Origin of the sequence: uncultured Reyranella sp. (genome assembly GCF_945957355.1) — a bacterium.
Classification (GTDB): Bacteria; Pseudomonadota; Alphaproteobacteria; order Reyranellales; family Reyranellaceae; genus Reyranella.
This window is the reverse complement of sequence record NZ_CAMFKM010000011.1, coordinates 1-26817: the sequence shown is the minus strand read 5'-3', so window position 1 is coordinate 26817 and position 26817 is coordinate 1. Positions and strand designations below refer to the sequence as shown.

The 26817-nt window shown below is 67.4% G+C and carries 27 protein-coding genes; 13 read left to right on the top strand and 14 right to left on the bottom strand.

The genetic code is table 11. The annotated features are described in order from the left end of the window. Positions 1-46: 46 nt before the first annotated feature. Complete coding sequence (locus tag Q0Q48_RS18010; RefSeq protein WP_295140406.1) at positions 47-991, top strand: SAM-dependent methyltransferase; 945 nt, start codon at positions 47-49, stop codon at positions 989-991. Here Q0Q48_RS18010 and Q0Q48_RS18005 read toward each other — a convergent pair. Beyond that, entirely contained in the window at positions 957-1262 is a 306-nt protein-coding gene (locus Q0Q48_RS18005; RefSeq protein ID WP_295140401.1) for a cytochrome c, read from the bottom strand. The genes Q0Q48_RS18010 and Q0Q48_RS18005 overlap by 35 nt on opposite strands. A gap of 156 nt (positions 1263-1418) precedes the next feature. Then, positions 1419-1868 carry a hypothetical protein gene (locus Q0Q48_RS18000; RefSeq protein WP_295140398.1) on the bottom strand — a complete coding sequence of 150 codons (450 nt, stop codon included), beginning with the start codon at positions 1866-1868 and terminating at the stop codon, positions 1419-1421. Between the two features lie 293 nt (positions 1869-2161). On the opposite strand from Q0Q48_RS18000, the gene paoA reads away from it, so the two are divergent. From paoA to paoC, 3 genes are read left to right on the top strand one after another with little or no spacing between them, the layout of a single operon-like run. Further along, the gene (paoA, locus tag Q0Q48_RS17995) at positions 2162-2818 is read left to right on the top strand and encodes an aldehyde dehydrogenase iron-sulfur subunit PaoA (protein WP_295140395.1); all 657 of its coding nucleotides are present in this window, start codon (positions 2162-2164) and stop codon (positions 2816-2818) included. Then, on the top strand, positions 2815-3777 hold the full coding sequence (locus Q0Q48_RS17990) for a xanthine dehydrogenase family protein subunit M (protein ID WP_295140391.1): 963 nt from the start codon (positions 2815-2817) through the stop codon (positions 3775-3777). Before paoA ends, Q0Q48_RS17990 begins: the two co-directional genes overlap by 4 nt. Positions 3778-3780: 3 nt before the next feature. Beyond that, positions 3781-5985 (top strand): aldehyde oxidoreductase molybdenum-binding subunit PaoC, encoded by a 2205-nt coding sequence (gene paoC, locus Q0Q48_RS17985; protein WP_295140388.1) that lies wholly within the window; start codon positions 3781-3783, stop codon positions 5983-5985. A gap of 111 nt (positions 5986-6096) precedes the next feature. Here the strand turns inward: paoC and Q0Q48_RS17980 are convergent, their stop codons facing one another. The 4 genes from Q0Q48_RS17980 to Q0Q48_RS17965 all read right to left on the bottom strand — a co-directional run bounded on the left by Q0Q48_RS17980 (position 6097) and on the right by Q0Q48_RS17965 (position 9099). Beyond that, complete coding sequence (locus Q0Q48_RS17980) at positions 6097-7062, bottom strand: hydroxyacid dehydrogenase (RefSeq protein ID WP_295140385.1); 966 nt, start codon at positions 7060-7062, stop codon at positions 6097-6099. Between the two features lie 172 nt (positions 7063-7234). Then, positions 7235-7372, bottom strand: coding sequence for a hypothetical protein (locus Q0Q48_RS17975; RefSeq protein WP_295140383.1), 138 nt, complete (start codon positions 7370-7372; stop codon positions 7235-7237). 267 nt (positions 7373-7639) lie between these two features. Continuing rightward, the gene (locus Q0Q48_RS17970; RefSeq protein WP_295140379.1) at positions 7640-7987 is read right to left on the bottom strand and encodes a hypothetical protein; all 348 of its coding nucleotides are present in this window, start codon (positions 7985-7987) and stop codon (positions 7640-7642) included. 86 nt (positions 7988-8073) lie between these two features. Further along, a complete protein-coding gene (locus Q0Q48_RS17965) occupies positions 8074-9099 on the bottom strand; it encodes an AraC family transcriptional regulator (RefSeq protein ID WP_295140376.1) in 1026 nt (341 codons plus the stop codon). A gap of 133 nt (positions 9100-9232) precedes the next feature. On the opposite strand from Q0Q48_RS17965, the gene Q0Q48_RS17960 reads away from it, so the two are divergent. After that, a complete protein-coding gene (locus Q0Q48_RS17960; RefSeq protein ID WP_295140373.1) occupies positions 9233-10069 on the top strand; it encodes a TauD/TfdA family dioxygenase in 837 nt (278 codons plus the stop codon). A gap of 2 nt (positions 10070-10071) precedes the next feature. Then, positions 10072-11037 carry a tripartite tricarboxylate transporter substrate binding protein gene (locus Q0Q48_RS17955; protein ID WP_295140371.1) on the top strand — a complete coding sequence of 322 codons (966 nt, stop codon included), beginning with the start codon at positions 10072-10074 and terminating at the stop codon, positions 11035-11037. Here Q0Q48_RS17955 and Q0Q48_RS17950 read toward each other — a convergent pair. Continuing rightward, a complete protein-coding gene (locus Q0Q48_RS17950; RefSeq protein ID WP_295140368.1) occupies positions 11034-12080 on the bottom strand; it encodes an AraC family transcriptional regulator in 1047 nt (348 codons plus the stop codon). The two genes, Q0Q48_RS17955 and Q0Q48_RS17950, sit on opposite strands and share 4 nt — an antisense overlap. A 110-nt stretch (positions 12081-12190) precedes the next feature. Here Q0Q48_RS17950 and Q0Q48_RS17945 point away from each other — a divergent pair, with 110 nt between their 5' ends. Both Q0Q48_RS17945 and Q0Q48_RS17940 read left to right on the top strand, forming a co-directional pair. Next, positions 12191-13084 (top strand): hypothetical protein, encoded by an 894-nt coding sequence (locus tag Q0Q48_RS17945; RefSeq protein ID WP_295140366.1) that lies wholly within the window; start codon positions 12191-12193, stop codon positions 13082-13084. 17 nt (positions 13085-13101) lie between these two features. After that, on the top strand, positions 13102-14538 hold the full coding sequence (locus tag Q0Q48_RS17940) for a DUF1254 domain-containing protein (protein ID WP_295140364.1): 1437 nt from the start codon (positions 13102-13104) through the stop codon (positions 14536-14538). Between the two features lie 6 nt (positions 14539-14544). Here the strand turns inward: Q0Q48_RS17940 and Q0Q48_RS17935 are convergent, their stop codons facing one another. After that, positions 14545-15627: a GDSL-type esterase/lipase family protein gene (locus Q0Q48_RS17935; RefSeq protein ID WP_295140362.1), complete on the bottom strand. Its 1083-nt coding sequence runs from the start codon at positions 15625-15627 to the stop codon at positions 14545-14547. Then, positions 15624-16043 (bottom strand): helix-turn-helix domain-containing protein, encoded by a 420-nt coding sequence (locus tag Q0Q48_RS17930; protein ID WP_295140359.1) that lies wholly within the window; start codon positions 16041-16043, stop codon positions 15624-15626. Before Q0Q48_RS17930 ends, Q0Q48_RS17935 begins: the two co-directional genes overlap by 4 nt. Positions 16044-16128: 85 nt before the next feature. Between Q0Q48_RS17930 and Q0Q48_RS17925 the strand changes: the two genes are divergently transcribed. Beyond that, entirely contained in the window at positions 16129-16863 is a 735-nt protein-coding gene (locus Q0Q48_RS17925) for an SDR family oxidoreductase (RefSeq protein WP_295140357.1), read from the top strand. A 70-nt stretch (positions 16864-16933) separates the two neighbouring features. Here the strand turns inward: Q0Q48_RS17925 and Q0Q48_RS17920 are convergent, their stop codons facing one another. Both Q0Q48_RS17920 and Q0Q48_RS17915 read right to left on the bottom strand, forming a co-directional pair. Continuing rightward, positions 16934-17914, bottom strand: a complete 981-nt coding sequence (locus Q0Q48_RS17920; RefSeq protein ID WP_295140354.1) for an SGNH/GDSL hydrolase family protein — start codon at positions 17912-17914, stop codon at positions 16934-16936. A gap of 40 nt (positions 17915-17954) precedes the next feature. After that, a complete protein-coding gene (locus Q0Q48_RS17915) occupies positions 17955-18722 on the bottom strand; it encodes a hypothetical protein (protein WP_295140351.1) in 768 nt (255 codons plus the stop codon). A 233-nt stretch (positions 18723-18955) separates the two neighbouring features. On the opposite strand from Q0Q48_RS17915, the gene Q0Q48_RS17910 reads away from it, so the two are divergent. After that, a complete protein-coding gene (locus tag Q0Q48_RS17910; protein ID WP_295140349.1) occupies positions 18956-20353 on the top strand; it encodes an OprD family outer membrane porin in 1398 nt (465 codons plus the stop codon). Here Q0Q48_RS17910 and Q0Q48_RS17905 read toward each other — a convergent pair. After that, entirely contained in the window at positions 20347-21363 is a 1017-nt protein-coding gene (locus tag Q0Q48_RS17905; protein ID WP_295140346.1) for an amidohydrolase family protein, read from the bottom strand. The two genes, Q0Q48_RS17910 and Q0Q48_RS17905, sit on opposite strands and share 7 nt — an antisense overlap. Positions 21364-21485: 122 nt before the next feature. On the opposite strand from Q0Q48_RS17905, the gene Q0Q48_RS17900 reads away from it, so the two are divergent. From Q0Q48_RS17900 to Q0Q48_RS17890, 3 genes are all read left to right on the top strand, one after another. Then, positions 21486-23267: a sulfatase-like hydrolase/transferase gene (locus tag Q0Q48_RS17900; RefSeq protein ID WP_295140343.1), complete on the top strand. Its 1782-nt coding sequence runs from the start codon at positions 21486-21488 to the stop codon at positions 23265-23267. Between the two features lie 128 nt (positions 23268-23395). After that, complete coding sequence (locus Q0Q48_RS17895; protein WP_295140340.1) at positions 23396-23959, top strand: TetR/AcrR family transcriptional regulator; 564 nt, start codon at positions 23396-23398, stop codon at positions 23957-23959. A gap of 11 nt (positions 23960-23970) precedes the next feature. Continuing rightward, positions 23971-25728, top strand: a complete 1758-nt coding sequence (locus Q0Q48_RS17890) for a CocE/NonD family hydrolase (RefSeq protein ID WP_295140338.1) — start codon at positions 23971-23973, stop codon at positions 25726-25728. A 35-nt stretch (positions 25729-25763) separates the two neighbouring features. Here Q0Q48_RS17890 and Q0Q48_RS17885 read toward each other — a convergent pair whose 3' ends face one another. Further along, positions 25764-26267: a YbhB/YbcL family Raf kinase inhibitor-like protein gene (locus Q0Q48_RS17885; RefSeq protein WP_295140336.1), complete on the bottom strand. Its 504-nt coding sequence runs from the start codon at positions 26265-26267 to the stop codon at positions 25764-25766. A gap of 114 nt (positions 26268-26381) precedes the next feature. Further along, positions 26382-26817: tripartite tricarboxylate transporter substrate-binding protein (locus Q0Q48_RS17880; RefSeq protein ID WP_295140333.1), on the bottom strand; the 436-nt coding region annotated here is incomplete at its 5' end.

Here is a 26817-nt window from a genome sequence, read left to right as displayed (position 1 = left end):
GCGGGGAGCTTGCGGCGGCCTGCGGTCTCGCCCACAAGCTCCCCCCATGAGCCGGCAACCATCCCGCAAGCCCCCGCCCTCCTCCCGCGAACGGCCCGACGTGATCGCGGCGCGCAAAGTGCTGGCGGAGATGTGGCCGGGGCCGGCGCGCGAGAGTTCCGTCACCCTGCTGAAGGCGCTGCACGTGCTGACGCGCGACGGCGGGCTGAACCTCGACACGCGGCGCAAGCTGAAGCAGGTGCTGCATCTGGTGCAGCTGCTGCGGCCCTCGCTCGACGCGCTGCTGGCTGACGAAAACGATCCGGTGATCGCCGATCTCGGCGCCGGCAAATCCTATCTCGGCTTCATCCTCTATGACCTCGTCGTGGGCCCGGCCGGCCGCGGATCGATCGTCGGTGTCGACGTGCGCGCCGAACTGGTCGAGCGTTCGCAGCAGCTTGCGAAAGACTGCGGCTTCGATCGCATGTCGTTCGTCGCCGGCGGCATCGCCGACACCGTGCTGCCGAACGGCCGCGCCGACATGGTGACGGCGCTGCATGCCTGCGACACCGCCACCGACGATGCGATCCGCTTCGCGCTGCGCCACGAGGCGAAGGTCATCGCGCTGATCCCGTGCTGCCAGGCCGAGGTCGCGGCGCTGCTCGAGCATGCGAAGCCCGGGCCGATCGACCAGCTGTGGCGCCACCCGCTGCATCGCCGCGAGTTCGGCGCACACGCCACCAACGTGCTGCGTGGCCTGGTGCTCGAAGCCCGGGGCTACAAGGTGCGGGTGACCGAGTTCACCGGCCTTGAACACACGCTGAAGAACGAGCTGATCCTCGCGACCCGCCACCAGCAGTCCAACCCGCTCGCCCGCCGCAAGCTCGACCAGTTCGTCGAGCAGCTCGGCGTGCGGCCGGGCCTGCTCGATGTGATGGACTCGCGTGCCGCGGGCGCGCTCAGCGCGTCGCCGCGCGTCACGGCTTCTGGCGAAGGCTCAGGATATAGCTGACCAGCGCATCCCGCTCCTGGGTGCTCAGCGAGAAATCGGGCATGAGCGTGTGCCCGGTGGAGAGGTAACGGTCGAGCGTCGCTGCCGTCGTGTCCGTCCGCGCGACAATGGTGCGGAAGCTCGGCGCACTGTCGGAGGCCAGGCGCTGGCTGGCCTCCACGACGTGACAGGCGGTGCACCACCGAACAGCGAGCGCGCCCCCGGTCTGGACAGTCTGGGCAGCCGCCGGGAGCGGTATCAGCAGCGACGCCAGGACGAGGGCTCTTTTCATGGCTTCCCACCCGCTCGGCTGCATCGATCGTACGCCGAGAAGCATTTTCACACGCCGCATCCTGCATGTCCGCGACCGGATGTTTCCTTGATCCAGATCAGGCCGGCGAATCATACCGGGTGAGTATGGAGACTCACCTGCGGCCGACAGACAGGGTCAGCGCACCCTGGCGAAGTTCGCGACGCCGAGGTGCGGGCGGCGGGAAAGCGCGCCCGATAACTCGGCAATTCCGGCCTCGGAGGAAAGCCAGTGTCGGGCCGCCGCCTCTTCTGTGAAAACCCGCAAACGGCGGCGGTTGCCGATACGGCTCTTGAGCAGAACCGCCATGTCGAGCAACAGCGGGTCAGGATCCTGTCCCAGCACGATCGCGATGGGTCCCGCGATCGTTGCGCCGGCCGAACGCGTACTGGCGACCATGGTCTCGAGGTCTTCGCTGGTGAGCCGGATGTCGGCTCTGCTCAGATCCAGCAGCTTGCGATAGCCGACAGTGCCTTCCGCCCACATGGCCAGCCGCAAGGAAGTCGCGAAAGCCAGATCGTAAACGCCCGCGCCGCGCACGGTGACCAACCCTTCCTCCCTATCGATCGTCCAACCCAACTTACCCATGACGCTTACTCCTTGACTGAGATGCCCCTGTAGTCGGTTGAACCCTCTCCCCGGCGACATACTGCAATTAGTTGGCACGAATAGTCATCATGTTTCGCGTATTGGCAAAAAATCGGCTCTGAATATCAATATTCTCTATAAATTTATTATTTCTGCATAAGCGCAATTTTCAGAGTCACTGTAGGCAGTTCTTCTTCTCGGCTGACGTGGGGCGGAATTTGGCAGGGCAACGAGGCGGTAAAGGGGGCGTTGTTCGCCACCGAGCCCGCCCCCAGCCCGAGCAGGAGCCCGCCATGGCCACTCCCCGCGAAATCGATGTGAAAAGACGCACCCTGATGGCGGCAACCGTCGCCACGGCCGCAGTCGGGGCCGTGGCCTCGCGAGCCGGGGCTCAGGTGCCCGCGGCTGGCCCACCGGCATCCTCCAATGCCGCGGCGCCGACCACGAAAGTATCCTTCATCGTAAATGGCAAGGCACGCGATCTCGCGCTCGATACGCGCACCACACTGCTCGACGCGCTGCGCGAGGGGCTGCATCTCGGCGGCACCAAGAAGGGCTGCGATCACGGCCAGTGTGGCGCCTGCACGGTGATCCTCGACGGTCGCCGCATCAATTCCTGCCTCACCCTCGCGGTCATGCACGAGGGTAGCAAGATCACCACCATCGAGGGGCTGGGCACGCCGGACAAGCTGCATCCGATGCAGGCCGCCTTCGTGAAGCATGACGGCTATCAGTGCGGCTACTGCACACCGGGGCAGATCTGCTCGGCGGTCGCGGTGCTCGCGGAAATCGAGGCCGGCATCCCGAGCCACGTCACCGCCGACCTCAATGGGAAGCCCCCGCTCGACGATGCCGAACTGCGCGAGCGCATGAGCGGCAACATCTGCCGCTGCGGCGCCTATTCCAACATCGTCGAGGCGATCGGCGAAGTCGCCGGGAGGAAGGCATGAAGCCCTTCACCTACGAGCGCGCCGCCTCACCCGCCGAAGCCGCCCGCGCGGCCGCGGACCGGCCGGACGCCCGCTTCATCGCCGGCGGCACCAACCTGCTCGACCTCATGAAGCTGCAGATCGAGACGCCGGACCATCTGATCGACGTGAACGGCCTCGGCCTCGACAGGATCGAAGAGACACCGGACGGCGGCCTGCGCATCGGCGCCCTGGTGCGCAACACCGATCTTGCGGCCGATGCGCGGGTGCGGCGCGACCATGCGGTCCTGTCGCGCGCGCTGCTGGCCGGCGCCTCCGGCCAGCTGCGCAATCGTGCAACGACGGCGGGCAATCTCCTCCAGCGCACGCGCTGCCCCTATTTCTACGATACCAACATGGCCTGCAACAAACGCCGCCCCGGCAGTGGCTGCTCGGCGCTGGGCGGTTACAGCCGACAGCTCGCGGTGGTGGGCGGCAGCGAGGCCTGCATCGCCACACATCCCTCCGACATGGCGGTGGCGATGCGCGTCCTCGACGCCACGGTGGAAACCGTGAAGCCCACCGTGAAACCTGAGGGTGCGAGGCGCACCATCCCGATCGCCGACTTCCACCGCCTGCCGGGCGACACGCCCGAGATCGAGACGGTGCTCGAGCCCGGCGAGCTGATCACCGCGGTGACCTTGCCGAAGCCGGCCGGCGGCACGCATCACTATCTCAAGGTGCGCGACCGCGCCTCCTATGCCTTCGCCCTGGTCTCGGTCGCCGCCATCGTCCAGCCGGACGGCAGCGGCCGCGTGGCGTTGGGCGGCGTCGCGCCCAAGCCATGGCGGCGCGAGGACGCGGAGGCGGAGATGTCGCGCGGCGCCAAGCCTGTGATGGCGAAGCTGCTCGCCGGCGCGAAGCCCACCGAAGAGAACAAGTTCAAACTGCCGCTGGCCGAGCGCGCGCTCGCCGCCGTGCTGGCCGAAGCGAAGGGCTGAGCCATGAAATTCGACACGCCCGCCACCACCAATCCCATCGACCGGCTGAAGATCGTCGGCCGTCCGACCGACCGCATCGACGGGCCGTTGAAGACCACGGGCACCGCGCCCTATGCCTACGAACGCCACGACGTGGCGCCCGACGCGGCCTATGGCCATGTGCTGGGTTCGGCCATCGCCAAGGGCCACATCGCGTCGATGGATCTCGCCGCTGCAAAGGCCGCCCCCGGCGTGCTGGCGATCGTCACGGCGGAGAACGCCGGCAAGCTCGGCAAGGGCGAGTACAATACCGCGAAGCTGCTGGGCGGCCCCGAGATCGAGCACTACCACCAGGCCGTCGCGCTGGTTGTCGCCGAGACCTTCGAGCAGGCTCGCGACGCCGCCGAAATGATCGAGGTCGAGTATGCGCCGGCCAAGGGTGCCTACGACCTTGCGGCGGCCCGCGACTCCGCCAAGCCCTCGGGCAAGGACGAGGAACCGGCCGACAGCCGGGTTGGAAATTTCGACTCAGCCTTCGCCGCCGCCCCCGTCCAGCTCGACGCCACCTACACCACGCCCGACCAGTCGCACGCGATGATGGAGCCGCACGCCAGCATCGCCGCCTGGGAGGGCGACCGGCTTTCGCTCTGGACCTCGAACCAGATGATCGCCTGGAGCGTCGGCGACGTGGCGAAGACACTGGGCATCCCGAAGGAGAAGGTCCACCTGATGTCGCCCTATATCGGCGGCGGCTTCGGCGGCAAGCTGTGGGTGCGTGCCGACGCGCTGCTGGCGGCGCTGGGCGCGCGCGCGGCGAAGCGGCCGGTCAAGGTGGCGCTGCAGCGGCCGCTGATGATCAACAATACCACGCACCGGCCGGCCACGATCCAGCGCATTCGCCTCGGCGCCGGCAAGGACGGCAGGCTGACCGCGATCGGCCATGACAGCTGGTCGGGCGACCTGCCCGGCGGCAAGCCGGAGACGGCAATCATGCAGACGCGGCTGCTCTATGCCGGCGCCAACCGGCTGACGCGCCAGCGCCTGGCCGAACTCGATCTGCCGGAAGGCAATTCGATGCGCGCGCCCGGCGAAGCACCCGGCATGATGGCGCTCGAGATCGCCATGGACGAGATGGCCGAAAAGCTCGGCCTCGATCCGGTGGAGTTTCGCATCCGCAACGACACCCAGGTCGATCCCGAACAGCCGAAGCGCAGGTTCTCCCAGCGCCAGCTCACCGAATGCCTGCGCACCGGCGCCGAGCGCTTCGGCTGGGCCCGGCGCAAGCCCGAGCCCCGGCAAGTGCGCGACGGGCGCTGGCTGGTCGGGCTCGGCATGGCGGCCGCCTATCGCGGATCGCCGGTCATCAAGTCGGGCGCGCGCGTGCGGCTCGATGGGAAGGGCATCGTCACCGTCGAGACCGACATGACCGACATCGGCACCGGCAGCTACACGATCATCGCCCAGACCGCGGCCGAGATGATGGGCGTACCGCTGGACAGGGTCGTGGTGCGGCTGGGCGATTCGGCCTTCCCGGTATCGTCGGGCTCGGGCGGACAGTTCGGCGGCAACTCCTCGACCGCCGGCGTCTACGCCGCCTGTGTGAAGCTGCGCGAGGCGGTCACGGCGAAGCTCGGCCTCAACGCCGCCGCGGCCGAGTTCGCCGACGGCCAGGTCCGCTCGGGCGACCGCGCCATCGCGCTGGCCGAGGCGGCCAAGGGGGCTGAGCTGGTGGCCGAGGACGAGATCGAGTTCGGCGGCCTCAACAAGAAGGCGCAGCTGTCGACCTTCGGCGGGCATTTCGTCGAGGTCGCCGTCGATGCCGCCACTGCCGAAGTGCGCATCCGGCGCATGCTGGCAGTCTGCGCCTCGGGCCGCATCCTCAATCCGAAATCGGCGCGCAGCCAGGTGATCGGCGCCATGACCATGGGCGCGGGCGCGGCGCTGATGGAGGATCTGGTGGTCGACAAGCGCCAAGGCTTCTTCGTCAACCACGATCTCGCGGGCTACGAGGTGCCGGTGCATGCCGACATCCCACACCAGGAGGTGATCTTCCTCGATGAGACCGATCCGATGTCCTCGCCGATGAAGGCCAAGGGTGTCGGCGAACTCGGCATCTGCGGCGTCGCCGCCGCCGTCGCCAACGCGATCTACAACGCCACCGGCATCCGCGTCCGTGACTATCCGATCACCCTCGACAAGCTTTTGGAGAAGATGCCGGATGTGGGGTGACCTTCAAGGGTCCCTCGCTGGCGCTCCGGATGACAGGATTTTCGTGGTGACGCACTGCGCTACAATCACCCCAATCGTCATCCCGAGCGCCAGCGAGGGACCTTTACTGTATCACCCCACCACGCACTTCGCCGGCGGGGGCACGTCGTCGAGCACGTAGAAGATGTTCTCGATCGCCTGCACGGCGACCCGCTCCAGCGATTGCCTCGTCGAGCCGCCGACATGCGGCGTGAAGACCACGTTCTTCTGCTTCCACAGCGGATGGTTCGGATCGGGCGGCTCGACGACGAAGGTGTCGAGCGCGGCGCCGGCGAGATGGCCGCTCTCCAGCGCCGCCACGAGGGCGACGTCGTCGACCAGCGGGCCGCGGCCGGCATTCACCAGGAACGTGCCCTTGCGCATGCGGGCGAGCGCCGCCGCATCGATCATGCGGTCGGTTTCCTCGGTCAGCGGACAATGCAGGCTGACGATGTCCGCCCATTCCAGGAGCTCGTCGAGGACATGGACACGCCCAACGCCCTCCGGCACCGCGTCGGGCGCGATGTATGGATCGTAGATCCGGATCTCGAGATCGAACGGCCGGCACAGCGCGACCAGCGAGGAGCCGACGGCGCCGCAGCCGACGATGCCGAGCTTCGAGCCCGACAGTTCGCGGCCCATGAAAGCGGATTGCGGCCAGGTGCCCTGCTTCAGCGCCGTGTCGAACGGCACCATGTAGCGCAGCACGGAGATCATCATGCCCAGCGCCAGCTCGGCCACCGAGCGGGCATTGGCGCCGTGCGTTCGCAGCACTGCGATGCCCCGCGCGCTGGCCGCCTCGACATCGATATTGTCGTAGCCGACCCCGTGCTTGGACACGACCCGCAAGTCCGGCGCGGCGTCATAGACGGCCGGCGTGATCTTCGTGGTACGCACCATGATCGCATGCGTCGGCGCCTCCGCCACCGCCGCGATCATCTCGGCCTCGGTGGCCCGCGTCGGCAACATCCGCACCTCCGCCCCCCGCTCCTCGAGCAACGCCAGCGCCGCTGGGGCGAGCACGTCGGAGTTGATGATGATTCGTGGGCTGTTTTTCATTGAGGCACCCCCTCCCGGCGCAAAGGACAGGGAGTGGTGTTTAGCGGGATTGAGTGATCGGGGCGAGTGGTTGGGCGTGTCGCTTCCGTCGCCAACGCCAGCCGTTCATCTGCCATGCCATCCAAATGATATGGATTGTCTGCTCCCGGCAAGTAACCCTGATGTTCGCTTCTCAGCCGCAGCTGTTCCTACGGGCAGGGACCAGCGCGAAGGGTAACCATACGATCGGCACAACGCGTAGCGCGATCAGCATGATGCCGACGATCTGCGCGGCGACCAGCCCAGGGAACAGGCTTCTGAACATCACCATGGTCACAGTCTGGCCCAAGGCGTGGAGGCAATACATACCCTTGTCGATGGAGTCGGGCGGTACGCGATCGAGAGTGGACACCCGCGAGAAGAAGAACGCCCACGCGGCAATGAATGCAATGGCACGATCCGTTCACGGATCACATGCGCCACCGGGCGATAGCGATCAGCAGGCCCGCAGGATCACGAAGCACCAGATCGACGTCGTAGCGAAGCGTCGTTCGCCTTCAAGGGATTGCTCGCCTCGCTGCAGCCTTGAGCGAGCCGGTCAGCAGCGCGCATAGCGTTGGCGGTAGCCGTCGTAATACTGGCTGCCGCAGGCGACCTGCTGCTGCACGACTTGGTCCGCGTAGCCGTTCTGGCCGCGGTTCGTGACGGTCACGGTCGTCATTCGGGGACCCTGATTGTAGTAGCCGTTGTTGTAGCCGTAGCCCGGGTTGCCGTAGTAGGCCGGCGCGGGCTGCGAATAGGCGTAGCGCGGCGGCGGCGGCGCGTAATAGCCGTTGTTGTATGCGGGCTGATAGCCGGTCGGCGGACCGTAGCCATCGCCCTGACACGCTGCGGCGGCCATGCCGATGCCCGCAACAAGCACAAGCCTCGCAAAGGTCGTCAGCATTTCTCTCCCTCCAGCCCACACGGGCACACGATCATCATCGGCAGCGCTGCGGGCCAAACCAAGGCGGAATTGGCCAATTCCTGCGACTAATAACGCCCGACGCTGTCCTGGAGTTGCGCCCGTGCGTTGCTGCGCCAGGCCGACGGCGCGGCGCCGAAACGGTCGCGGAACCAGCGGGAGAAGGCGCTGAGCGAGGAGAAGCCCGCCATGTCGGCCAGCGCGCTCAGCGGCCGGTCGGTGTTCGACAAGGCGCGGGTGACGATCCCGCTGCGCACGTCCTCCAGGATCCCGGTGAAGGTCAGCCCCTCCTCCGCCAGTCGCCGGTGCAGCAGGCGGCGGTTCATGTTCAACTGCCCCGCCACGAGGTCGGCGGTGCAGCGCCCGGTCGCGAGTTGCAGCGAGACCAACTCGCGGGTCTTGTCGGAGAGAAGCGAGTTGGGCCGCGCCAGCAGCGCCTCGAGATGCTGCCGCGCATAGCGCGCGAGCGCCGGGTCGGCGGCGGGGATGCGGCGGTCGAAGTCGCGGCTCTCGCAGACGATGCCGTTGAAGTCGCGCCCGAACTCGACCCGGCCGCCGAACAGCCGACGGTGCGTGTCGCGGCGGGCCGGTGCCTCGTGGATGAAGGCAAGGGACGGCCGCCACTGCGGACCGATCAGCGACTGCAGCACGCGATGCAGGACGCCGACCGCCAGTTCCGTGCCCTGGCGCAGCGGCACCGGCCGCGGCACGCGGATCTCGACGATCGCCAGCGCGAGCCCACCGCTCTCCTCCAGACGCAGATCGAGCGATTCGTTGTGCAGCGGGATGTAGCGCATCAGCGACAGGAGCGCGTCACGTACCGTCGGCTCCTCGCGCACCAGAAGCCCGATCGGCCCCAGGATCGACAGCGAGCGCGTCTCGGCGAGACGCAGGCCGAAATCCTCGGCGGCCGCGGCGCGCGCCGAGTTCTCCAGCAACCGGCGCAGCCCGCCGGCCGGCACCTTCACGTCGGGATCGTCGAGACAGCGCCGGTCGATGCCGGCCTCCTTCAGCAGGCGCAGCGGGTCGAGCCCCAGCGACCGGGCGAGTTCCGGATAGGAGGTGAGGCAGGCGCTGCGGATGAAGTCGGTCACGGCTCGGTGGTCACGGCTCGGGGCGCGGCAGGCGGGGTCAGGCGTCTCGCCCGAACTGTCAAATCCATGTCCCAGAATGTCAAATGCCCGGACCGACCGTGATTTACCCTCGGGAAAATTTCAGGAGGAAACCATGGGCTATCAATCGATCGAGGTCAGGAAACTCACCCCCACGATCGGCGCCGAGATATCCGGCGTCGATCTCTCGAAGCCGCTGGGCAACCAGCAGTTCGACGAGGTCCACCGGGCGCTGATGGACAATCTCGTGATCTTCTTCCGCGACCAGAAGATGAACATCGAGAGCCACAAGGCATTCGGCCAGCGCTTCGGCCGCCTGCATGTCCATCCCAACGCGCCGATCGGCGTGCCCGAGCATCGCGAGATCCTGGTGATCAAAGCGGACGAGAACTCCAAGCGCGTCGCCGGCGAGGAATGGCACAGCGACGTGTCCTGCGATGCCGAGCCGCCGATGGGCTCGATCCTGTACCTGACGGAGGTGCCGCCCGATGGCGGCGGCGCCACGCTGTTCGCCAACATGTACCGCGCCTACGAGACGCTGTCGGCGCCGGTGCGGAAGATGCTGGACGGCCTCACCGCCATCCATGACAGCGCCAAGGCGCACAGTTTCCGCAACAAGGCGAACGACCGCGCCGACATGGCATTTCCCGCCAGCGAGCATCCGATCGTGCGCACCCATCCCGAGACCGGCCGGCAGGCGCTCTATGTCAGCCGCGGCTTCACGGTCCGCATCCCGCAGCTGAAGAAGCATGAGAGCGACGCGGTGCTCGAGATGCTCTATCGCCACATCGAGACGCCTGAACTGCAGTGCCGCTTCGACTGGCGGGCGAACTCGGTGGCCTTCTGGGACAATCGCTGCACCCAGCACCATGCGCTGTTCGACTACTTCCCGAATCGCCGCTACGGCCACCGGGTCACCATCTGCGGCGACAAACCGTTCCACCGGGCCTGACCATGAAGCGCCGCCTGTTCCTCGCCGCCGCGGCCGCGATGGTTCCCGCGACCGCGGTCCATGCCGAGGCCTATCCGTCGAAGACCATCCGCGTGGTGCTGCCGGGGCCGCCCGGCGGCCTGCTCGACGTCGCCGCGCGCTCCCTGTCGGAGGCCATGCAGCGCGAGCTCGGCCAGACCTGGCTGATCGATCCGCGGCCCGGCGCCAACGGCATCCTGGCGGCGCAACTGGTGCTCGGCGCCCCGGCCGACGGCTACACGCTCTATCTCACCGTGTCGGGCCACGTCGTGCTGAACCTGCTGATGCGGGCGCCGTTCGATGCCATGACCGACTTCAGGCCGATCGCCATGGTCGGCGTGAGCAGCGCCCTGATCTGCGTGCCGCCCGCCTCGCCCGCCAACACGATCGCGGAGTTCGTCGCGTTGGCGCGGGCCAATCCAGGCAAGCTCAACTATCTCAACCCGGGCAACGGCACCTCCTCGCACCTCATCCCCGAGCAGCTCCGGATGAAGTACGGCATCGACATCACGTCGATCTCCTACAAGGGCCTGCCGCCCGGCGTTCAGGACCTCCTGGGCAACCGTCTCGATCTCGCGATCGTCAGCACCACGCTGGCGGGGCCGCACGTCAAGGCGGGCCGGCTCAAGGCGATCGGAGTCGTGGGGCTGAAGCGCGCCCCGGATCTGCCGGGCGTCGCGACCATGGAGGAGCAAGGCGAGGGCGACCTGCAGGTCCAGTCGTCGATCCCGATCCTGGGGCAGAAGGGCCTGCCCGATGCGATCGTCGACCGGCTGAACAGGGCGGTGAACCGGGCCCTGGCCGATCCCGAGGTCCGCGCCCGCCTGGCCAATGCCAGCATCGAGCCGATGCCGATGACGCCCGGAGAACTCGACGAGGCAATGCGCCGCGAGCATGTGCGCCTCGGCAAGCTCATCCGCCAGCTCGGCATCACGGCCGACGGGGTCTAGGCCTGGGCGCTCCGCCATGCCGCCGGCGAGACGCCCGTTCTCGCACTGAAGGCGCGCGAGAAGGCGGCAACGTCGGAATAGCAGGTGGTGACGGCGATGTCGGCGATGGTGAGATCGGTATCGCGCAACAACTGCTGTGCGACCTGGAGACGGACCTCGGCGATCAGATCGCGGATCGAGGTGCCGCGTTCGGCGAGGCGGCGGTTCAGCGTGCGCCGGCTCAGTCCCAGGACGGAGGCGACGACATCGACGCCGACCACGCCCTGCGCCATCCCGCGGATGATCGCCCGGCGGGCGAGAACCGCGATGTCGAGCTCCTCGCCGGCCACGGGCGGCGGCGGTGGTGCGGCCAGTCCCGGCGGCGTGGGTTCGGGCCGCCGCGGCAACCAGGACGCATCGAAGTGCACGGCGCTCTGCGCCGCACCGAAGGAAAGCGGTGCCCTGAAGAAGGAGTCGTAGGGCCGGCGGTTGGCCGGCGCGCGATGGGCGAAGGTTACGTGCAGCGGTGTCCATTTCGGACCGCCGAGGAAGCGCAGGATGTTGACCAGCGCGGCCAGCGAGAAGTCTTCGAGATGCTCCGTCCCACGCCGGTGATAGTCGTAGGGCGTGATGCTGAAGCAGGCGTCGCCTGCACCCACCGAGAGGGCCGGTACCAGCGCCTCGCCGTTCAGGTGCAGGTTCATCGTGAGGCCGCGCAGCGCCCGCTCGATCGTGAGGGCGCCGCCCAGCAGGCGGGCGAGCGGAGCGCCGAGCGCGGCGGGTCCCACCGGCTCCGCGAGCAGCAGCCCGAGACACGGACAGTTCGCGGCCTCTCCGCAACGCGCCACGAGATCGAGCAGCCGGTCGACGGGCCAACGATTGTCGGGGGCACTGAAGCAGTCGGGCGGCAGGCCGGCCTCGGCGATCAGCGGTGCCAGCGGGACCCCGAACCGCCCCAGCAGCGCTTCCAGACCGAACATCGGCCCTACACGCATGGTGCGCGCTGCAGGGTCGCTGCGGCGGGCGGGCGAGCCGAGTTCATCGGAGGTCGCGAGGACGGTCACGTTGCGTAGACGATTGCACTTTTGGCGCAAACTGTCATGGCCTCCGGCAAGGCGCTTTGGCACACCGCCGGAGAGAAATAGTCCCCCTCGAAATGGCCGGAGAAGCCCTCGTGAATCGGAAGTTGGCGGCTGCTGTGCTCGTCGTCGGGGGTGTCCTCGCCTGCACGGGCGTGGCGATGGCCGAGCCGGCGGCCGCCAACACCGCCGTGACAGTCGATCCCGACGCCTGGCGCTTCCAGGCCGCGACCTACGGCTGGCTGATCAGCGTGAGCGGCAGCACCACCTCGCACGGCCAGACGGTCGACACCAACGCGAGCTTCATCGACCTCTTGCAGAAGAGCGATTCGCTGATCGGCTACATGGGGTATCTCGAGGCCGACAAGGGACCGGTCGGCGTCTATGCCGACTTCGTGTTCACGAAGATGGGCTTCACCACCAGCCAGGCCGCCTATCGCAATCCCCTTCCCGGCCTGAAGCTGAGCGGCACGGCCAATGCGGCGCTCACGATGCAGATGTTCATCGTCGAACTGGGCGGCGTCTACGAACTCGCGCACTGGGGCGGTGACGGCAGCGGCTCGACGAGGCTCGAGGCGGTGGGCGGGCTCCGCTACTGGAACGTCAATCTCGTGGGCACCTTCGACGCGCTGCTCACCGCCGACATGACGCGCTTCAACCTGAGCCGAAGCGGCGGCTTCGCGCTTGCCGACAGCGGCACCACGGCCTGGGTCGATCCGCTGGTGGGACTGCGCCTGCGCCATCAGCTCGCGCCCAACCAGACGATCACGGTGCGCGGCGACATCGGCGGCTTCAACCTGCAGAACTCGCTGAGCTGGCAGGCGATCGCCGTCTATTCCTACGACTGGCAGATGAGCGGCTACCAGATCGCCGCGCTGGCGGGCTTCCGCGCACTGGGCGTCAACTACAACAGTGGCAGCGGCGCCACCGCCTTCGGCCTCAACGAGGTCTTCTACGGCCCGGTCCTGGGCGCGAGTTTCCGGTTCTGAAAGAGAGAGGTTCGATCATGGCCATCAACCGTCGCAACGCCACCCTGGGCGGCCTCGCCGGCACGCTCTCGGCCCTGGGCGGCCTCCTTCCCTCCACGGGCGCGCACGCCCAGGAAGGCGTGCCGATCCTCGGCGGGCTGGAGGAGTTCTGGCTGGCGACCGACGCCTACATCTACGGCTATCCGCTGGTCACCATGGAGATGACGCGGCGGATCATGACCAACGTCGCGGCCCCGGCCGGCACGCGCGCGCCGATGGGCCAGTTCGCGCGCATTCGCGAATATCCCAGCGCCGCTTTCCGCGACGTCACCGCGCCCAACGCCGACACGCTCTACACGATCGCCTGGGCCGATGTCGGCAAGGAACCGTGGGTGCTCAGCCTGCCCGACATGAAGGGCCGCTACTACCTGTTCCCGATGCTCGACGGCTGGACGAGTGTCTTCCAGGTGCCCGGCGCGCGCACCACCGGGACGGGCGCGCAGACCTACGCCATCACCGGCCCCGGCTGGAAGGGAACGCTTCCCGCCGGCGTGAAGGAATACAAGTCGCCGACCAGCCTCGTGTGGATGCTGGGCCGCATCTACTGCACCGGCACGCCGGAGGACTACGCCGCCGTCCATGCGCTCCAGGACCAGTGCAAGCTGGTGCCGCTCAGCGCCTGGGGCAAGGACTACACGCCGCCCGCCGCCACGGTCGATCCCAAGGTCGACATGAAGACGGCGGTGCGCGAGCAGGTGAACGCGCTCGACGCCGTCTCCTACTTTACCCTGCTGGCCGAGCTGATGAAGACCAACCCGCCGGTCGCCGCCGATGCCGCTGCCGTCGCGCGCTTCGCCCGCATCGGGCTCGTGCCGGGCCAGGATTTCGACAAGAGCAAGCTCAACGCCGACTTCGTGGCGCGCATCCCGCACATCGCCTTCGACCGCATCATGCTGCAGCTCAAGGTCGGCAAGTCGGTGAAGAACGTGAACGGCTGGCTCTACGACACCGTCACCGGCCTCTACGGCACCGATTACCTGAACCGCGCGCTGGTCACGGCGATCGGGCTGGGCGCCAACCGGCCGCAGGACGCGATCTATCCGATGTCGATGAAGGACGCCAACGGCAGCGACTATGACGGCAAGAACAAGTACGTGATGCGCTTTCCCAAGGGCCAGCTGCCGCCGGTCAAGGGCTTCTGGTCGCTCACCATGTACGATGCCGACTTCTTCTTCGTCGCCAATCCGATCAACCGCTACTCGATCAGCGCGCGGCAGAAGCTGAAGGCGAACGCCGACGGTTCGACCGACCTCTACATCCAGAACGAGTCGCCCGGCGCCGACAAGGAGTCGAACTGGCTGCCCGCCCCCAAGGGCAAGTTCCAGCTGATGCTGCGCCTCTACTGGCCCAGCGAAACACCGCCCTCGATCATCAACGGCACCTGGTCCCCGCCGCCGGCGAAGAAGGCGGGGTAGAGCCCGCTACTCCGCGCCGCCGCGAAGCGCCCCAGCGATCTCGCGCGCGGCGAGGTCGGCGCCCCGGCCGGTGAAGTGCATCATCGTGTAGTAGGCGTCGATGTCGCGGCCGACGTCCGCCTTCACGAAGGCCGGACTCGTGTCGAGCGTGGCGAGGCCGGCTCGCGCCGCGCAGCCGAGCACCCGCGTCAGCGCTTCGCGCTGCCCCGCGGCGGCCTTGGCATCGAAGAACACGCCCTGCTCCGGCAATGCCACCACGAGGGCAGCGGCGCCCTCGCGCTTCGCCAGGGCCGCGAACCGGTCCATCAGCCGGCAGGAGACGATGAAGGGATCGACCTCCGTGCCGATCTCGCGACCCGTCCAGTAGGGTCGTTGTCCGAGGCGCGTCACGATCCGACCGAACAGGTGCGAACGACCCATCATCTCCCGCGCCGACACGATCCAGGACGGCAGGCTCGCTCCCTGCACCGGTACGTTGTGCAGCGCCAGTCCCCCTTCCCCGTCGGGCACGAAGTAGGGCTTGCCCCGGAAGTCGCGGACCGAGAGGGCGGTGCGCGAAATATCGTCGGCGATGAAGGCCAGGACGACCGTCGTCGGCCTGAGTTCGGGAATCAGGCGCTCGGCCCGCAGCACCATCTGGTCGAGACCGTAACCGCGCACGCCGGCATTGAGCACCGGGCGGCCGGTGAGGCGCTCGAGCGCGGCCGGCCAGGTCTCGTCGTCGCCGACGGCATAGCCCTCGGTCATGGAATCGCCGAACGCCAGGATCAGCGGACCGGTCACCGCGGGCGCCTCGCGATTATGCGCGCGCGTGCCCTGGGCGGTGAACGAGAGAGGCTTGCCGAGCATCGTTCCCGAAGTACCGGCGACCGGCGCCCACCCCAGCGTTGGATCGTACGCAAATTGCGCCGCCCCCGGTGCCGGCTCCGGCGCCTCGGCCAGGGAGTTGGGCCAGTGCCACAGAGAGGCGGCCGGATCCCAAAGGCGGGAGGCAATTTCACTCGCAAGGAGGCAGACCACTACCGTCGCGACGCCGAGAACCACGCCGCTCCACAGCGAGGGAGTCCGCCGGGGAACAGGACCGGTCACGGGGGAGTCCTCGGAAGATCCGCCTTCCCGTGGGACCGGCTGGTGCCATTCGCCATTTCGCGCCGCGCGAACACACGGGTGACTTCGGCCAGGTTCTCGGTGCCCCAGGCGCAGAGTGGCACCAGGGCCTGGGCGAGGCTCTCGCCCAGCGGGGTCAGGGCATAGTCGACCCGCGGCGGGACTTCCTTGTAGTCGGTGCGGCGCACGAGCCCGTCGGCCGTCAGTTCCTTCAGCTGCTGGATCAGCATCTTGTCGCTCACGTCGCGCATGGCCCGGCGCAGCTCGCCGTAACGGGTCGCGCCGCCCTGGGCCAGGAAGTAGAGGATCAGCGGCTTCCATTTGCCGGCAATCACCCGCAGCGTCGCGTCGAGGCCGCAGGTGAAGCCCGGCAGGGTCGGGGTGCAGGTGTCAGACATTTTTAGGCACTTACCAAAAGGTGCATACTTGTCTCTAGGTGGGTACGCCTCCAGCTCTGTGCAACCTCAAAGGCAGGAGCACATCATGAGCAGACTCAAGGGCAAGACAGCGGTGATCACGGGCGGCGGCACCGGCATCGGGCTGGGCGCGGCGCAACGCTTCGTCGACGAAGGCGCCTTCGTCTATCTCTTCGGACGACGGCAGGAACCACTCGACGCTGCCCTGGCGCAGCTCGGCAATTCGGCCCGGGCCGTGCGCGGCTCGGTCACCGAACCGGCCGACCTCGACCGGCTGTACGAGACGGTGAAGGCGGAGCGCGGCGGGCTCGACATCCTGTTCGCCAATGCCGGTACCGGCGCCTTCGCCCCGCTGGGCCAGATCACGCTCGAGCAGTACGAACAGACCTTCGACGTCAACGTGAAGGGGCTGATCTTCACCGTGCAGAAGGGCCTGCCGCTGATGAAGGCCGGCGGCTCGATCATCCTCACCGGCTCGACCACCGGCGAGATGGGCACGGCGCAGTTCAGCATCTACAGCGCCACCAAGGCGGCCGTGCGCAACCTGGCGCGCAGCTGGGCGCTGGACCTGAAGGGCACCGGCATTCGCGTGAACGTCCTCTCGCCGGGACCGACCCGGACCGACCTGGCACTCGAGGTGGTGGGCAAGGAAGCCTTCGAAGCGATCGGCGCCTCGACGCCGCTCGGCCGCATCGGCGAGCCGTCGGAAACCGGTGCGGTGGCGGCGTTCCTCGCCTCCTCCGACTCGAGCTTCATGACCGGCGGCGAGGTCTTCGTCGACGGCGGGCTCGCCCAAGTTTGAATCAACGGGGGCCAGGCGATGCCTGGCCCCTGCCTTCCCAGGACGAGGGTGGGCGCGCTACGGCGTTCCCCTACTTCAGCAGGCCCAGCACGTAGTCCGCCACCTTCCCGTAGGCGACCGGCTTGGGGTGATATTCGAAAGGCGGGGCGATCAGATAGGCCTCGTCGGTGTAGTCGGGAATGATCTGGCGAATCGTATGTACGCTCACGCCTTTCCCGGCCAGGCGCCGCGCCACGCCGGCGGGGACTCCGTCCCAGAGGAAGACGTGGAAGCGGATGCCGGGATACAGGCGCGCCAGCTCGCGCGAGGCCGCGGTGAGGATCGACGCCGACAGTTCCTCTTCCTCGTCCTCGGTCAGGCGATTGAACCCGACCAGCTCACGCCAGCTCTTGCCGACGGTGTTGAAGTTGCCCGCCCGCACCGCCTGCCCGTTGCCGTCGACGACGAAGCGCGGACCAAAGCGGTCCCACTTGCCCCGTCCCGCCGCTCGGGCGGTATGGGCCGCGATCATCAGATAGACGGCATCGGTCGGCTTGCAGCTTATCGCGCGCTGGAAGCGGCCGGACTGCAGGCCCGCCAGGAACTGGTGCGGACCCCAGCCGCCGATCCCGAGGCTCTTGACCTCGACCTGCCCCTTGCTTTTCGCGACGATCTGGGCCGCCGTGGTCTCGTCGTCGTTCACGCCCTCGCCGAAGGTGAACGAATCGCCGAACAGGAGAACGCAGCGCTGTGCATTCTCGACCTTGGGAACAACCCGGAAACCGTCGGGCCCCGTCGTGTAGGACGCATCGAAGATCACGCGCTGGTCCAGCTTTCGCACGGCCGTTACGTGCTTGTTGGGCAACGCCATGAAGCCGACATCCTGGATGCCCTTGTTCTGGCCGTCCTTGTCCATGCCCTGGTCGTAGAAGCCCTTGGTGAACGTACCTTCCATCGTCAGCCGGTCACTCTGGCCATCGACGAAATCGCTGTTCTTCCACGCCCCGTAGGCAAGGGCGGCTGCGATCGCCGCCACGAGACTGATCGCCCCCGCCCACAGCCAGTCCTTCATGGCTCGTTCCCTCGCATTCCCATGGCAGCCCGCCCTTGCCTCAGCGCGACCTCTGCAGCGGGGTCGGCGTAAGGGGACTCGGCGCCAGCGGTGCGGGCGCCGGGCCGGCCGAGCTGGGCGGCTGTCCGCGCATCGGATCGTTGATAGCCGGATCGTTGACCATGCTGGGCTTCACCATGGTGTCGGACTCGGTCGCCGACACCGGCGTGGCGCCGGGTGCCAGCGGGACCGGAGCCCCGAGGGCCGTGGGCGCCCCAGGAACCGCCGTCGCGGCAGCCGGGGCTGCCGGCCGGCCCTCCTGCTGGGCGACCGCCTTGGCGGCGGAGGTGGTGTAGAGCCACTCGTCGGCGCCGCGGGTCGTGCCCTCCTTGAAAACGGCGATGGCGCGCTTCTTGTCGCCCGCCTTCCAGAAGGCTTCGGACACGTCGCGATAGACCATGCCGGTGGCGCTGGGCTTGTTGTCCTTCGGTACCATCTGGAGGGCGCCCTTGGCGCGGTCGAAGCTGCGCTCGCCGGCGGCCAGGTTTCCGCTCAGGATCTGGTATTCGGCCAGGCTGCTCAGGGCGAGCGCCAGGGTTCCGCAATTGTAGTTGGTGGTGGAGGAGCACTGGTCGGTGGCCGAGTATTTCTCGACCTCCTTCTGCGCCAGGCTGGTCGCCGCCTTGAGGTCGCCGCCCTCCGACGCCCGCAGCGCCTGCTCCTGGTAGGAGGTGCTGTCGCTGGCGCAGGCCGAGAGCAGTGCGCCGGCCGCCCCTGCGACGACGAGCCTGAAGACCTGTGTCCCGCGATCCCCCAACAGCCCCGCCATCTCAGTTTCCTGTCCTCTCCGAAGGCCGTCGATCGACCTTCCCCCGCCCCGTCTTATGGCGGGCGACCGGTCCGAACGAAAGGGGGGAATTGAGGGCCGGACCACGCCCGGCCCCTGGAGGTACCGCCACAGGATGGTCCCTCATGCAGGACGTGAAGGCTCGGAGAGAAGATGCAAGAATTCCAGCAATGGGGCTTTCCTCACATTTGTCGATGCGACCGCGGTTCGTAGACATGAACCCTGACCGAAAGCGCACCCGGTCCCTGGCCCTGGCGGCGGCCGTGGGATTTGCTTCTCTCGGGGCAGGCGGCACCGCGCTCGCGCAGGCCAGCAAGCAGGAGTATCCGATCCCGCGCACTCCATCGGAGGATCTGACCGCGATCGAGCGGATCTTCAGGCCGCCGAAGCCGCCGCCGCTCACCGCATTCCCGGAGTTGCGCGAGCGATGGCAGGACACGCCGGCCTTCCTGCGCGATTCCAAGGTGAGTATCGACGCCCGCAGCTACTATCGCGACGCGGTGCGCCCGCCGGGCAGCACGACCATCCAGGAAGCCTGGGCGGGCGGCGGCTCGATCTCGGCCGAGACCGGCAAGCTGTTCGACCTCGTCTCGCTGGGCGCGGTGCTTTACACCTCCTTCCCGATCGTCGCGCCACCGCAATACGGAAACACCGGGCTGCTGCTGCCGGACCAGCAGGGCTATGCGGTGTTCGGCCAGCTCTATGCCCAGGTCCATCTCGGCGACGCGTACGAGATCACGCTCGGCCGGCATCTCTACAACACGCCCTTCCTCGGCGCGCACGACAATCGCATGACGCCGAACACCTTCTCCGGTTACAGGCTGGTCGGAACATTCGAGGGCGACGCGGGCGCGCCGAGCTTTCGCTATGGTGCCGCCTATGTCGACGCCATGAAGCCGCGCGATGCGATCGCCTTCCAGTCGATGGCCAGCGCCGCCGGGGCTCCCACCTCGAATGCCGGCGTCGGCCTGGTCGGCGGCCTGATGAATTGGGGCCCGGCCTCGATCGGTGCGATCAACTATTACAGCCAGGACCTGCTCAACATCTTCTATACCGAGGGCAAGCTCGGCCACGATTTCGGCGGCGGCTTCACCGTGCTCGCCGCGGCGCAGTTCGTCGCCCAGAACAGCACCGGCCAGACGATGATCAACGGCGGCAATGCCTTCGCCACCAACCAGCTCGGCATGAAGGTCGATCTCGGCTACCAGACCGGCATCCTGACCCTGGGCTATTCCGTCGCCAATCCCGGCCTCGGCATCCTGACGCCGTGGAGCGCCAACCCCTTCTACACCGACGCGCTGATCCAGGGGTTCCAGCGGGCCGGCGAACAGGCGGTGATGATCGGCCTGTCGCATACGCTGACGCCGGTCGGCCTGCCGGGCATCGCGCTGGCCGCGCACTTCTTCAACGGCTGGACCAGCGCTCCCGCCGCGGGCGCGCCGCTGGTCGAGACCGAATGGGACTTCCACGTCGACTGGCGCCCCGAGCACAAGCCCCTGGAGGGCCTCTGGTTCCGCGTGCAGTATGGACGCTCGACCGTGTGGCAGGGCGGCACGGTCACCGACTCCGAAGAACTGCGCGTGGTGCTGAACTACGACCTCAAGCTCTACTGAGAGAACCCGAAAACCCGGCAGGCATTCGTCTCGTAGATCTTCTTTCGCTCCTCCTCGGTGACGGCGGCGCCGTCCATGAAGCGCACCGCTTCGGCGTCGTCCTCGTAGGGGAAGTCGGCAGCGAAGAGGATGCGGTCCACGCCCAGCTCGTCGAGCGAGAGGCGGAGCGCCGGCATCGAAGTCACGCCCGAGGTCGTGATGACGAAGTTGTCGAGGAAGTATTCGCTGGGCAGGCGCGCGAGCTTCTCACAGGCCCCGATCTTCGTTTCGAGCCGGTAGCGGTTGTCGATGCGCTGCAGCCAGAACGGAATGCCCTCCCCCATGTGGCCGAGCACGATCCTGAGCCTGGGGAAACGATCGAACGTCCCCGACATGATGAGGCGCATCGCATGCAGGCCGGTCTCGGCGGCGAAGCCCCAGCCGGCAAACCACAGCGCATAGTCGAGATAGGGCGCCACCCAGGAGGCCGCGGGCTCGCGCGGATGGAGATAGATCGGCATGTCGTGCGCCTCGGCCGCCTCGAGGATCGGGCGGAACTTCGGCGCGTCGAGATACTCGCCCCTGGTGTGGGAGTTCACGATCAGGCCGTTGAGCTTCAGCGTGTCGGCGGCCCGATCGATCTCCTTCGCCGCCGCCGCGGGATCCTGCGGCGCGATGGCAGCGAGGCCCGCGAACCGTGTCGGATGGGCGCGCACGGCGGCGGCCAGCGCGTCGTTGGAGCCTGCTGCGAGGCGCGTCGCCAGCGCGGCATCGAACACCTGCACGCCCGGTGAGGTGAGCGACAGGACCTGCATGTCGATGCCGATCGCATCCATGTGGGCGATGCGCGCCGCGCCGATGTCGAGCAGCCGATCGTCCAGCGGCTTGTTGGCCGGCGTCTGCGCGAGAATCGACTCGCCCATCTTCGCGAAGCCCGGCTCGACATCCCGTCCGGCCAGCACCTTGTGCCACTCGGCCATGATTTCCGGCGTCACGAAGGCTTCCTCGACCGCGATACGCCGAATTGTCATATCCTGGCTCCCTGCTCCGTTGCGCCGAGCCTACGCGAGCGCGCGCGAAACGCCGAGTTCATTTCGCATGCAATGGAACTCCGCTTCCGCGTAGCATGGGGTGCCTTACACAGGAGCACCGGATGACGACGCCCGAAGACGATTCGTCCCTCCCCTCCCGCCGCACGGCGATGGCCTCCGGCGCCGCCCTGCTGGGCACGACCCTGCTGGCCGGCGGGATCTCCCAAGCCCAGGCGCAGGCCGCTCCTTCCACAGCCACGATGCCGTCCGGCTACAACATCCTGTTCGTGCTGGTCGACCAGGAGCATTTCTTCCCGCAGTGGCCGTTTCCCGTGCCGGCCCGCGAGGCGATCAAGAAGAAGGCCATAACCTTCCTCAACCACCAGGCCGCCTCCTGCGTCTGCTCCTCGGCGCGGTCGGTCGTCTATACCGGCCAGCACATCCAGCACACCGGCATCGCCGACAATCTCAACTACATCTGGCAGCGCGATCTCTCGACGAAGATCAAGACGATCGGCCACCGGCTCACCGAGCTGGGCTACCACGCCGCCTATCAGGGCAAGTGGCACCTGTCGGCCACGATGGACCTCAACGACAGGCCGGTCGACGCACCGCTGCTCGACTATCGCAAGACCATGCAGTCCTACGGCTTCCAGGATTTCTTCGGCGTCGGCGACCTGATCGACGGCACGCTGGGCGGCTACAAGTACGACGACGGCACGCTGGCGACCGCGGTCACGTGGCTACGCACCGAAGCCCAGACGCTGCACACGAAGGGCCAGCCCTGGTACCTCGCCGTGAATCTCGTGAACCCGCACGACACGATGTATTTCGACTCCGATATCGGGACCGAGAACATCCAGGGCAAGCGGCATGCGCTCCCCATTGCCCGCGCGCCCGACGACGAGCTCTATCGCGCGACCTGGGACAACGTCCCCCTGCCGCCCAACCGGCACCAGCCCTTCGATACGCCGGGCCGGCCGAAGGCGCAGCTCTACTATCAGCAGTCCATCGACCTGTTGGTCGGCGCCTGGCCGGACGAGGACCGGCGCTGGCGCGACCTGCGCAACTACTACTTCAACGCCATCCGCGACTGCGACGCCAAGGTCGAGCGCCTGATGGCGGCGCTCGAGCACAACGGCATGGCCCGGAACACGATCGTCGTCTTCACCGCCGACCATGGCGAGCTGGGCGGCAGCCACCAGATGCGCGGCAAAGGCACCAACGCCTACCGCCAACAGAATCACCTGCCGCTGATGATCGTCCATCCCGCTCTCCCGGGCGGCAAGGAATGCCAGGCGATCACCTCGCAGCTAGACCTCACGCCCACCCTCCTCGCGCTCACGGGCAAGGACGCCGCCGCCGTCGCGCGGGCAAGCGAGGGACTGCGCGGCAAGGATTTCTCCGCGCTGCTGCGCAACCCGGAAGCCGCCGCGCCGAAGACCGTGCGACCGGCCTCGCTGTTCAACTTCGACATGCTGTCCTACTCGGACCCCAAGTGGGCGGCGATGACGATCGACATGCGCGCCTTCCGCAGCAAGCCGCCGGAGCAGCAGCAGTCGATCCTGGCCGGCCATCCGCCGGACTTCGCGAACCGCACCTCGATCCGCAGCATCTTCGACGGCCGCTACCGATTCTCGCGCTATTTCTCGCCTGTCCTGTTCAACACGCCGAAGACGCTGGAAGAGCTGCTCGCGAAGAACGACCTCGAAGTCTACGACCTGCAGGCCGATCCCGACGAAATGGCGAACCTGGCGCTCGACCCGAAGAAGAACGGCGAGCTGATCCTGGCGCTCAACCAGGTGATGAACGGGCGCATCGCCGAGGAGGTCGGCGTCGACGACGGCTCATTCCTCCCGATCCGGAACGGCAAGTGGAAGTTCCCGCCCCTGGATGAACGGTAGGCCGCCAGGAGTCCAGTTCCGAGCGTAGCCGCTTCGCCGGCCCCGCTTGCGCCCGGGCACTTGCGTTCCAGACCACTCGCGCCCTACATTGGTAGGTATACCAACCAGGGATCGCCGATTTGTCACCCGTGGAGATTGCCGTTCGTGAGCGCCTGCTGGTGGCGGCCGTCGGGCTGATCCGCGAACATGGGCTTGCCGGCCTGACCCAGCCGCGCGTGGCAAAGGCTGCCGGCATCTCCCAAAGCCATCTGACCTATTACTTTCCCACGCGACAGGCGCTGCTGGCCGCCGTCCTGGAGCGCACCGCGGCCGATCAGCTGGCGGGGGTGGAGCTTGCGATGCGTGCCGCATCCACAAGTCCCAGGAAGCTGGCGGATGCCATGGGCACCGCCTTCGAGAAGGCGGAGAACAGCCGCGTTCTCATTTCATTTGCACTGGCGGCCAGTCAGGACGCCGATGCCAGGGCGATCTTCGAGCGGCTGACGCGCGGCATACGCGGCGAGGTTGCGACAGCTGCCGATCGCATCGGTATCCCGGCGGACGCGAACACCGTGGCGCTGGTCCACGCCCTCGGGGTGGGCCTGTCGGTGCTCAATCTCGCGCTCGGCGGATCGCCGCTGCGACCGAAAGCGGCTGCGGGAATGGCAAAGCTGTTCAAGCTTCTCGCCGAGGAAAGCAACTCCAGCAACTGACGGACAAGCGCATGACAGCCTGGCTGGACAATCTGATTCCCCTCAAGGGCCGTCTCAACCACCTGCAGCTCGCCGGCTGGAAGCCGGGCAAGGTCGCCGCGGAGGATCTCGGCTGCCGGTTGCTTGCCGATGTCATGATCCCGATGAAGGACGGAACGAAGCTGTCGGCCGACGTGTATCTGCCGCGCGCGCCGGGCCGGTATCCCGCGATCGTGCAGTTCTCGGCCTATAATCGGGACCTGCATTCGATCGGTGTGCCCAAGGGCACCAACGAAATCGGGTCGCCTCCGGTCATCACCGCCCGGGGCTATGCCCAGGTCGTCGTGACGGCGCGCGGCGTCGGCCGCTCCGAAGGCGAGTTGCGGCGCTGGCACGCCGAATCCGAAGTGCAGGATCATCTTGCCTGCGTCGCCTGGGCGGGCGAGCAACCCTGGTCGAGCGGCGATGTCTGCCTGTTCGGCACGTCCTACTACGGCATGAACCAGCCGACGATCGCCGCCCATCGGCCGCCGGCGCTCAAGGCGTTTTTCTGCAACGAAATCTGCACCGACTATCGCCGCCACGTCTTCCGCTATGCCGGCTATCCGAACATCGAATTCTTCGGCCTGTGGACTGGCGCCAATTTCACGGCCAAGGGCGTGAAGCTCTACGTTCCACCGGTGGTGCGCGCCCTCCTGAGCCACGTCGTCAACCGACCGTACCTCTGGAATCTGGTGCGTCCCCGCATCGATGCCATCATGCAGGGGTTCAAGAAGAACCGGCCGATCCCCCGTGCGCTGGAAAACCTGGTCACCTTCTTCGCCGATACGGATACCGATCCGAACAACCGGTCCGACGAAGGCTCCTTTCGCCGCCTGTCGCAGATCGACGTGCCCTTCGTCGTCGTGCAGAATCGCGGCAACATCTCGCTGCACCAGTTCGGCGCCTACGACCTCTTCGAGAATGCCGGTACGCCGGCCGACCGCAAATGGCTGATCATCGGGCCGGCCGAGTACGAACTTCCCGCCTACTCCTGGCAACTCGAGGCACTGGCCTTCTTCGACCATGTCGTGAAGGGTATCGACAACGGCTACGATCGCCAGCCGGCCGTGCGCTGGTGGCGTGACGGCGCGGGCGACGGCGAAAGCGCCTGGGGGACAGCGGCGGACTTCCCGCCTCCGGCCTCCCGCACGCTGGCGCTCCATCCCGCCGCCACAGGCACCCTCGAGGTCGAACCGGTCGCCGAGGCCGCGAGCCATTGGCTGGCCGCACCCCAGGTTCCAGGCCTCGTGCCGGGCACCGACAGCGTCATGCCTCACGTCCTGCGCTTCGCCTGGAAGGTGCCGGCCGATATGGAACTGGTCGGGCCGGCTCGTTTTCGCCTGGGCCTCGCCAGCACCGAGATCGACACGCACGTAACGGTACGTCTCGACCGCATCGATCGCGCGGGCAGGCGGCAATGCCTGTCGATGGGAAACCAGCGCGCCGCGACGCGACAGGTCATGCCGGAATTCTCGACCAGGGCCGAACAGGCGATCGATGACAGGATCAAGGCCCCGCTCGTTCCGGGCGAGCCCGTCGATCTCATGGTCAACCTGACCCCGACCGCCGCGGTGCTGCATGCCCGTGACACGCTGGAGCTTGCCGTCGCCAGTCGCCCGGCGCTTCTCGCCGCTTCAGTCCGCGAGGGATTCCTCAGCTACGAGAACTATGGCCTGCCACAATACATTGCGCGCAACACCCTGTTGCACGGTGCCAGGACCGCCCTGGAACTCACCGTCCTCCAGTGACCCCCACGGGCCGCGGGCAGTAAACGCGGCGCTGGCTACTTTCTTTCGAAGGTGCCCGTGAGCGTGGCTTTCGCCAGCGTATTGAAATGCAGCTGAAAGCCCACGATCGCGGCCGACGTGTCGGCATTCACCGGCAGGGTCTCTTCCTTCACCGCGAACACCGTGAACACGTAGCGATGCGGGCCGTGGCCCGGCGGCGGGCACGGGCCGCCATAGCCCGGGGCGCCGAAGTCGGTGCGCGTCTGCAGCGCGCCTTTCGGCAGAAGGCCGGCCTTAGGGTTGCCGGCGTCGAGTGCGAGTTCCGTCGTGCCGGCGGGGATGTTGACCACCACCCAGTGCCAGAAACCCGAGCCGGTGGGCGCATCGGGATCGAAGCAGTGCACGGCGAAGCTCTTGGTGCCCTCGGGCGCGCCGGACCAGCGCAGGTGCGGCGACTTGTTGCCGCCGCCGCAGCCGAAGCCATACTCGGCCGACAGGATGTGCTCCATGCCGAGGGACGCGCCTTCCTTGAAGCTGTCGCTGGTTACGGTGAAGGACATGGTCGTGATTTCCTTACGTTGAATCGTTGCAACAGCGAGCGTCGCTCCCGGAGCTTGCCGTGGGCAAGCTCCTGACGCTCATGGGCCGAGTGAAGCGCGAGCGCAGCTCGCGCGTCACTCGGCCTTGATACCGATCTCCTTCATCACCTTCAGCATGATCTCGGTGTCGCGCTTGAAGACCTTGTTGGTCGCTTCGAAATCGAGAGGCCCGACGATCAGGTAGTTGGCCATCAGCGCCTTCACCTTCTCGTCGGTGCCGGCTTCGAACAGCGTGTCGGACAGCTTCTTCACGATGTCCTTGGGCGTCGCCGCCGGGACGGCGAAGACGGCGAAGGCGCGGGTCTCGTAGAAGCCGCCGACGGCGCCCTGCTCGACCATCGTCGCGACGCCGGGGAAGGCCGGCAGACGGTCGCCCATCATTGCGATGGCCCGTCCCTTGCCGGAGGCGATCACCGCCGCCGCACCGGCGGGACTGCCCGCCGCGCCGTCGAGCTGCTGGGCCGCCACGTCGGCGAACATCGCCGCCTCGCCGCGATACTGCACGACCTCG

Coding starts and splice junctions, on each gene's coding strand:
- Q0Q48_RS17890 (WP_295140338.1), top strand. CDS start 23,971: ATGACAGCCTGGCTGGACAATCTGATTCCCCTCAAGGGCCGTCTCAAC.
- Q0Q48_RS17920 (WP_295140354.1), bottom strand. CDS start 17,914: ATGAAGGACTGGCTGTGGGCGGGGGCGATCAGTCTCGTGGCGGCGATC.
- Q0Q48_RS17910 (WP_295140349.1), top strand. CDS start 18,956: ATGAACCCTGACCGAAAGCGCACCCGGTCCCTGGCCCTGGCGGCGGCC.
- Q0Q48_RS17915 (WP_295140351.1), bottom strand. CDS start 18,722: ATGGCGGGGCTGTTGGGGGATCGCGGGACACAGGTCTTCAGGCTCGTC.
- Q0Q48_RS17930 (WP_295140359.1), bottom strand. CDS start 16,043: ATGTCTGACACCTGCACCCCGACCCTGCCGGGCTTCACCTGCGGCCTC.
- Q0Q48_RS17925 (WP_295140357.1), top strand. CDS start 16,129: ATGAGCAGACTCAAGGGCAAGACAGCGGTGATCACGGGCGGCGGCACC.
- Q0Q48_RS17900 (WP_295140343.1), top strand. CDS start 21,486: ATGACGACGCCCGAAGACGATTCGTCCCTCCCCTCCCGCCGCACGGCG.
- paoA (WP_295140395.1), top strand. CDS start 2,162: ATGGCCACTCCCCGCGAAATCGATGTGAAAAGACGCACCCTGATGGCG.
- Q0Q48_RS17940 (WP_295140364.1), top strand. CDS start 13,102: ATGGCCATCAACCGTCGCAACGCCACCCTGGGCGGCCTCGCCGGCACG.
- Q0Q48_RS17990 (WP_295140391.1), top strand. CDS start 2,815: ATGAAGCCCTTCACCTACGAGCGCGCCGCCTCACCCGCCGAAGCCGCC.
- Q0Q48_RS18005 (WP_295140401.1), bottom strand. CDS start 1,262: ATGAAAAGAGCCCTCGTCCTGGCGTCGCTGCTGATACCGCTCCCGGCG.
- Q0Q48_RS17975 (WP_295140383.1), bottom strand. CDS start 7,372: ATGGTGATGTTCAGAAGCCTGTTCCCTGGGCTGGTCGCCGCGCAGATC.
- Q0Q48_RS17885 (WP_295140336.1), bottom strand. CDS start 26,267: ATGTCCTTCACCGTAACCAGCGACAGCTTCAAGGAAGGCGCGTCCCTC.
- Q0Q48_RS18000 (WP_295140398.1), bottom strand. CDS start 1,868: ATGGGTAAGTTGGGTTGGACGATCGATAGGGAGGAAGGGTTGGTCACC.
- paoC (WP_295140388.1), top strand. CDS start 3,781: ATGAAATTCGACACGCCCGCCACCACCAATCCCATCGACCGGCTGAAG.
- Q0Q48_RS17960 (WP_295140373.1), top strand. CDS start 9,233: ATGGGCTATCAATCGATCGAGGTCAGGAAACTCACCCCCACGATCGGC.
- Q0Q48_RS17955 (WP_295140371.1), top strand. CDS start 10,072: ATGAAGCGCCGCCTGTTCCTCGCCGCCGCGGCCGCGATGGTTCCCGCG.
- Q0Q48_RS17970 (WP_295140379.1), bottom strand. CDS start 7,987: ATGCTGACGACCTTTGCGAGGCTTGTGCTTGTTGCGGGCATCGGCATG.
- Q0Q48_RS17905 (WP_295140346.1), bottom strand. CDS start 21,363: ATGACAATTCGGCGTATCGCGGTCGAGGAAGCCTTCGTGACGCCGGAA.
- Q0Q48_RS17980 (WP_295140385.1), bottom strand. CDS start 7,062: ATGAAAAACAGCCCACGAATCATCATCAACTCCGACGTGCTCGCCCCA.
- Q0Q48_RS18010 (WP_295140406.1), top strand. CDS start 47: ATGAGCCGGCAACCATCCCGCAAGCCCCCGCCCTCCTCCCGCGAACGG.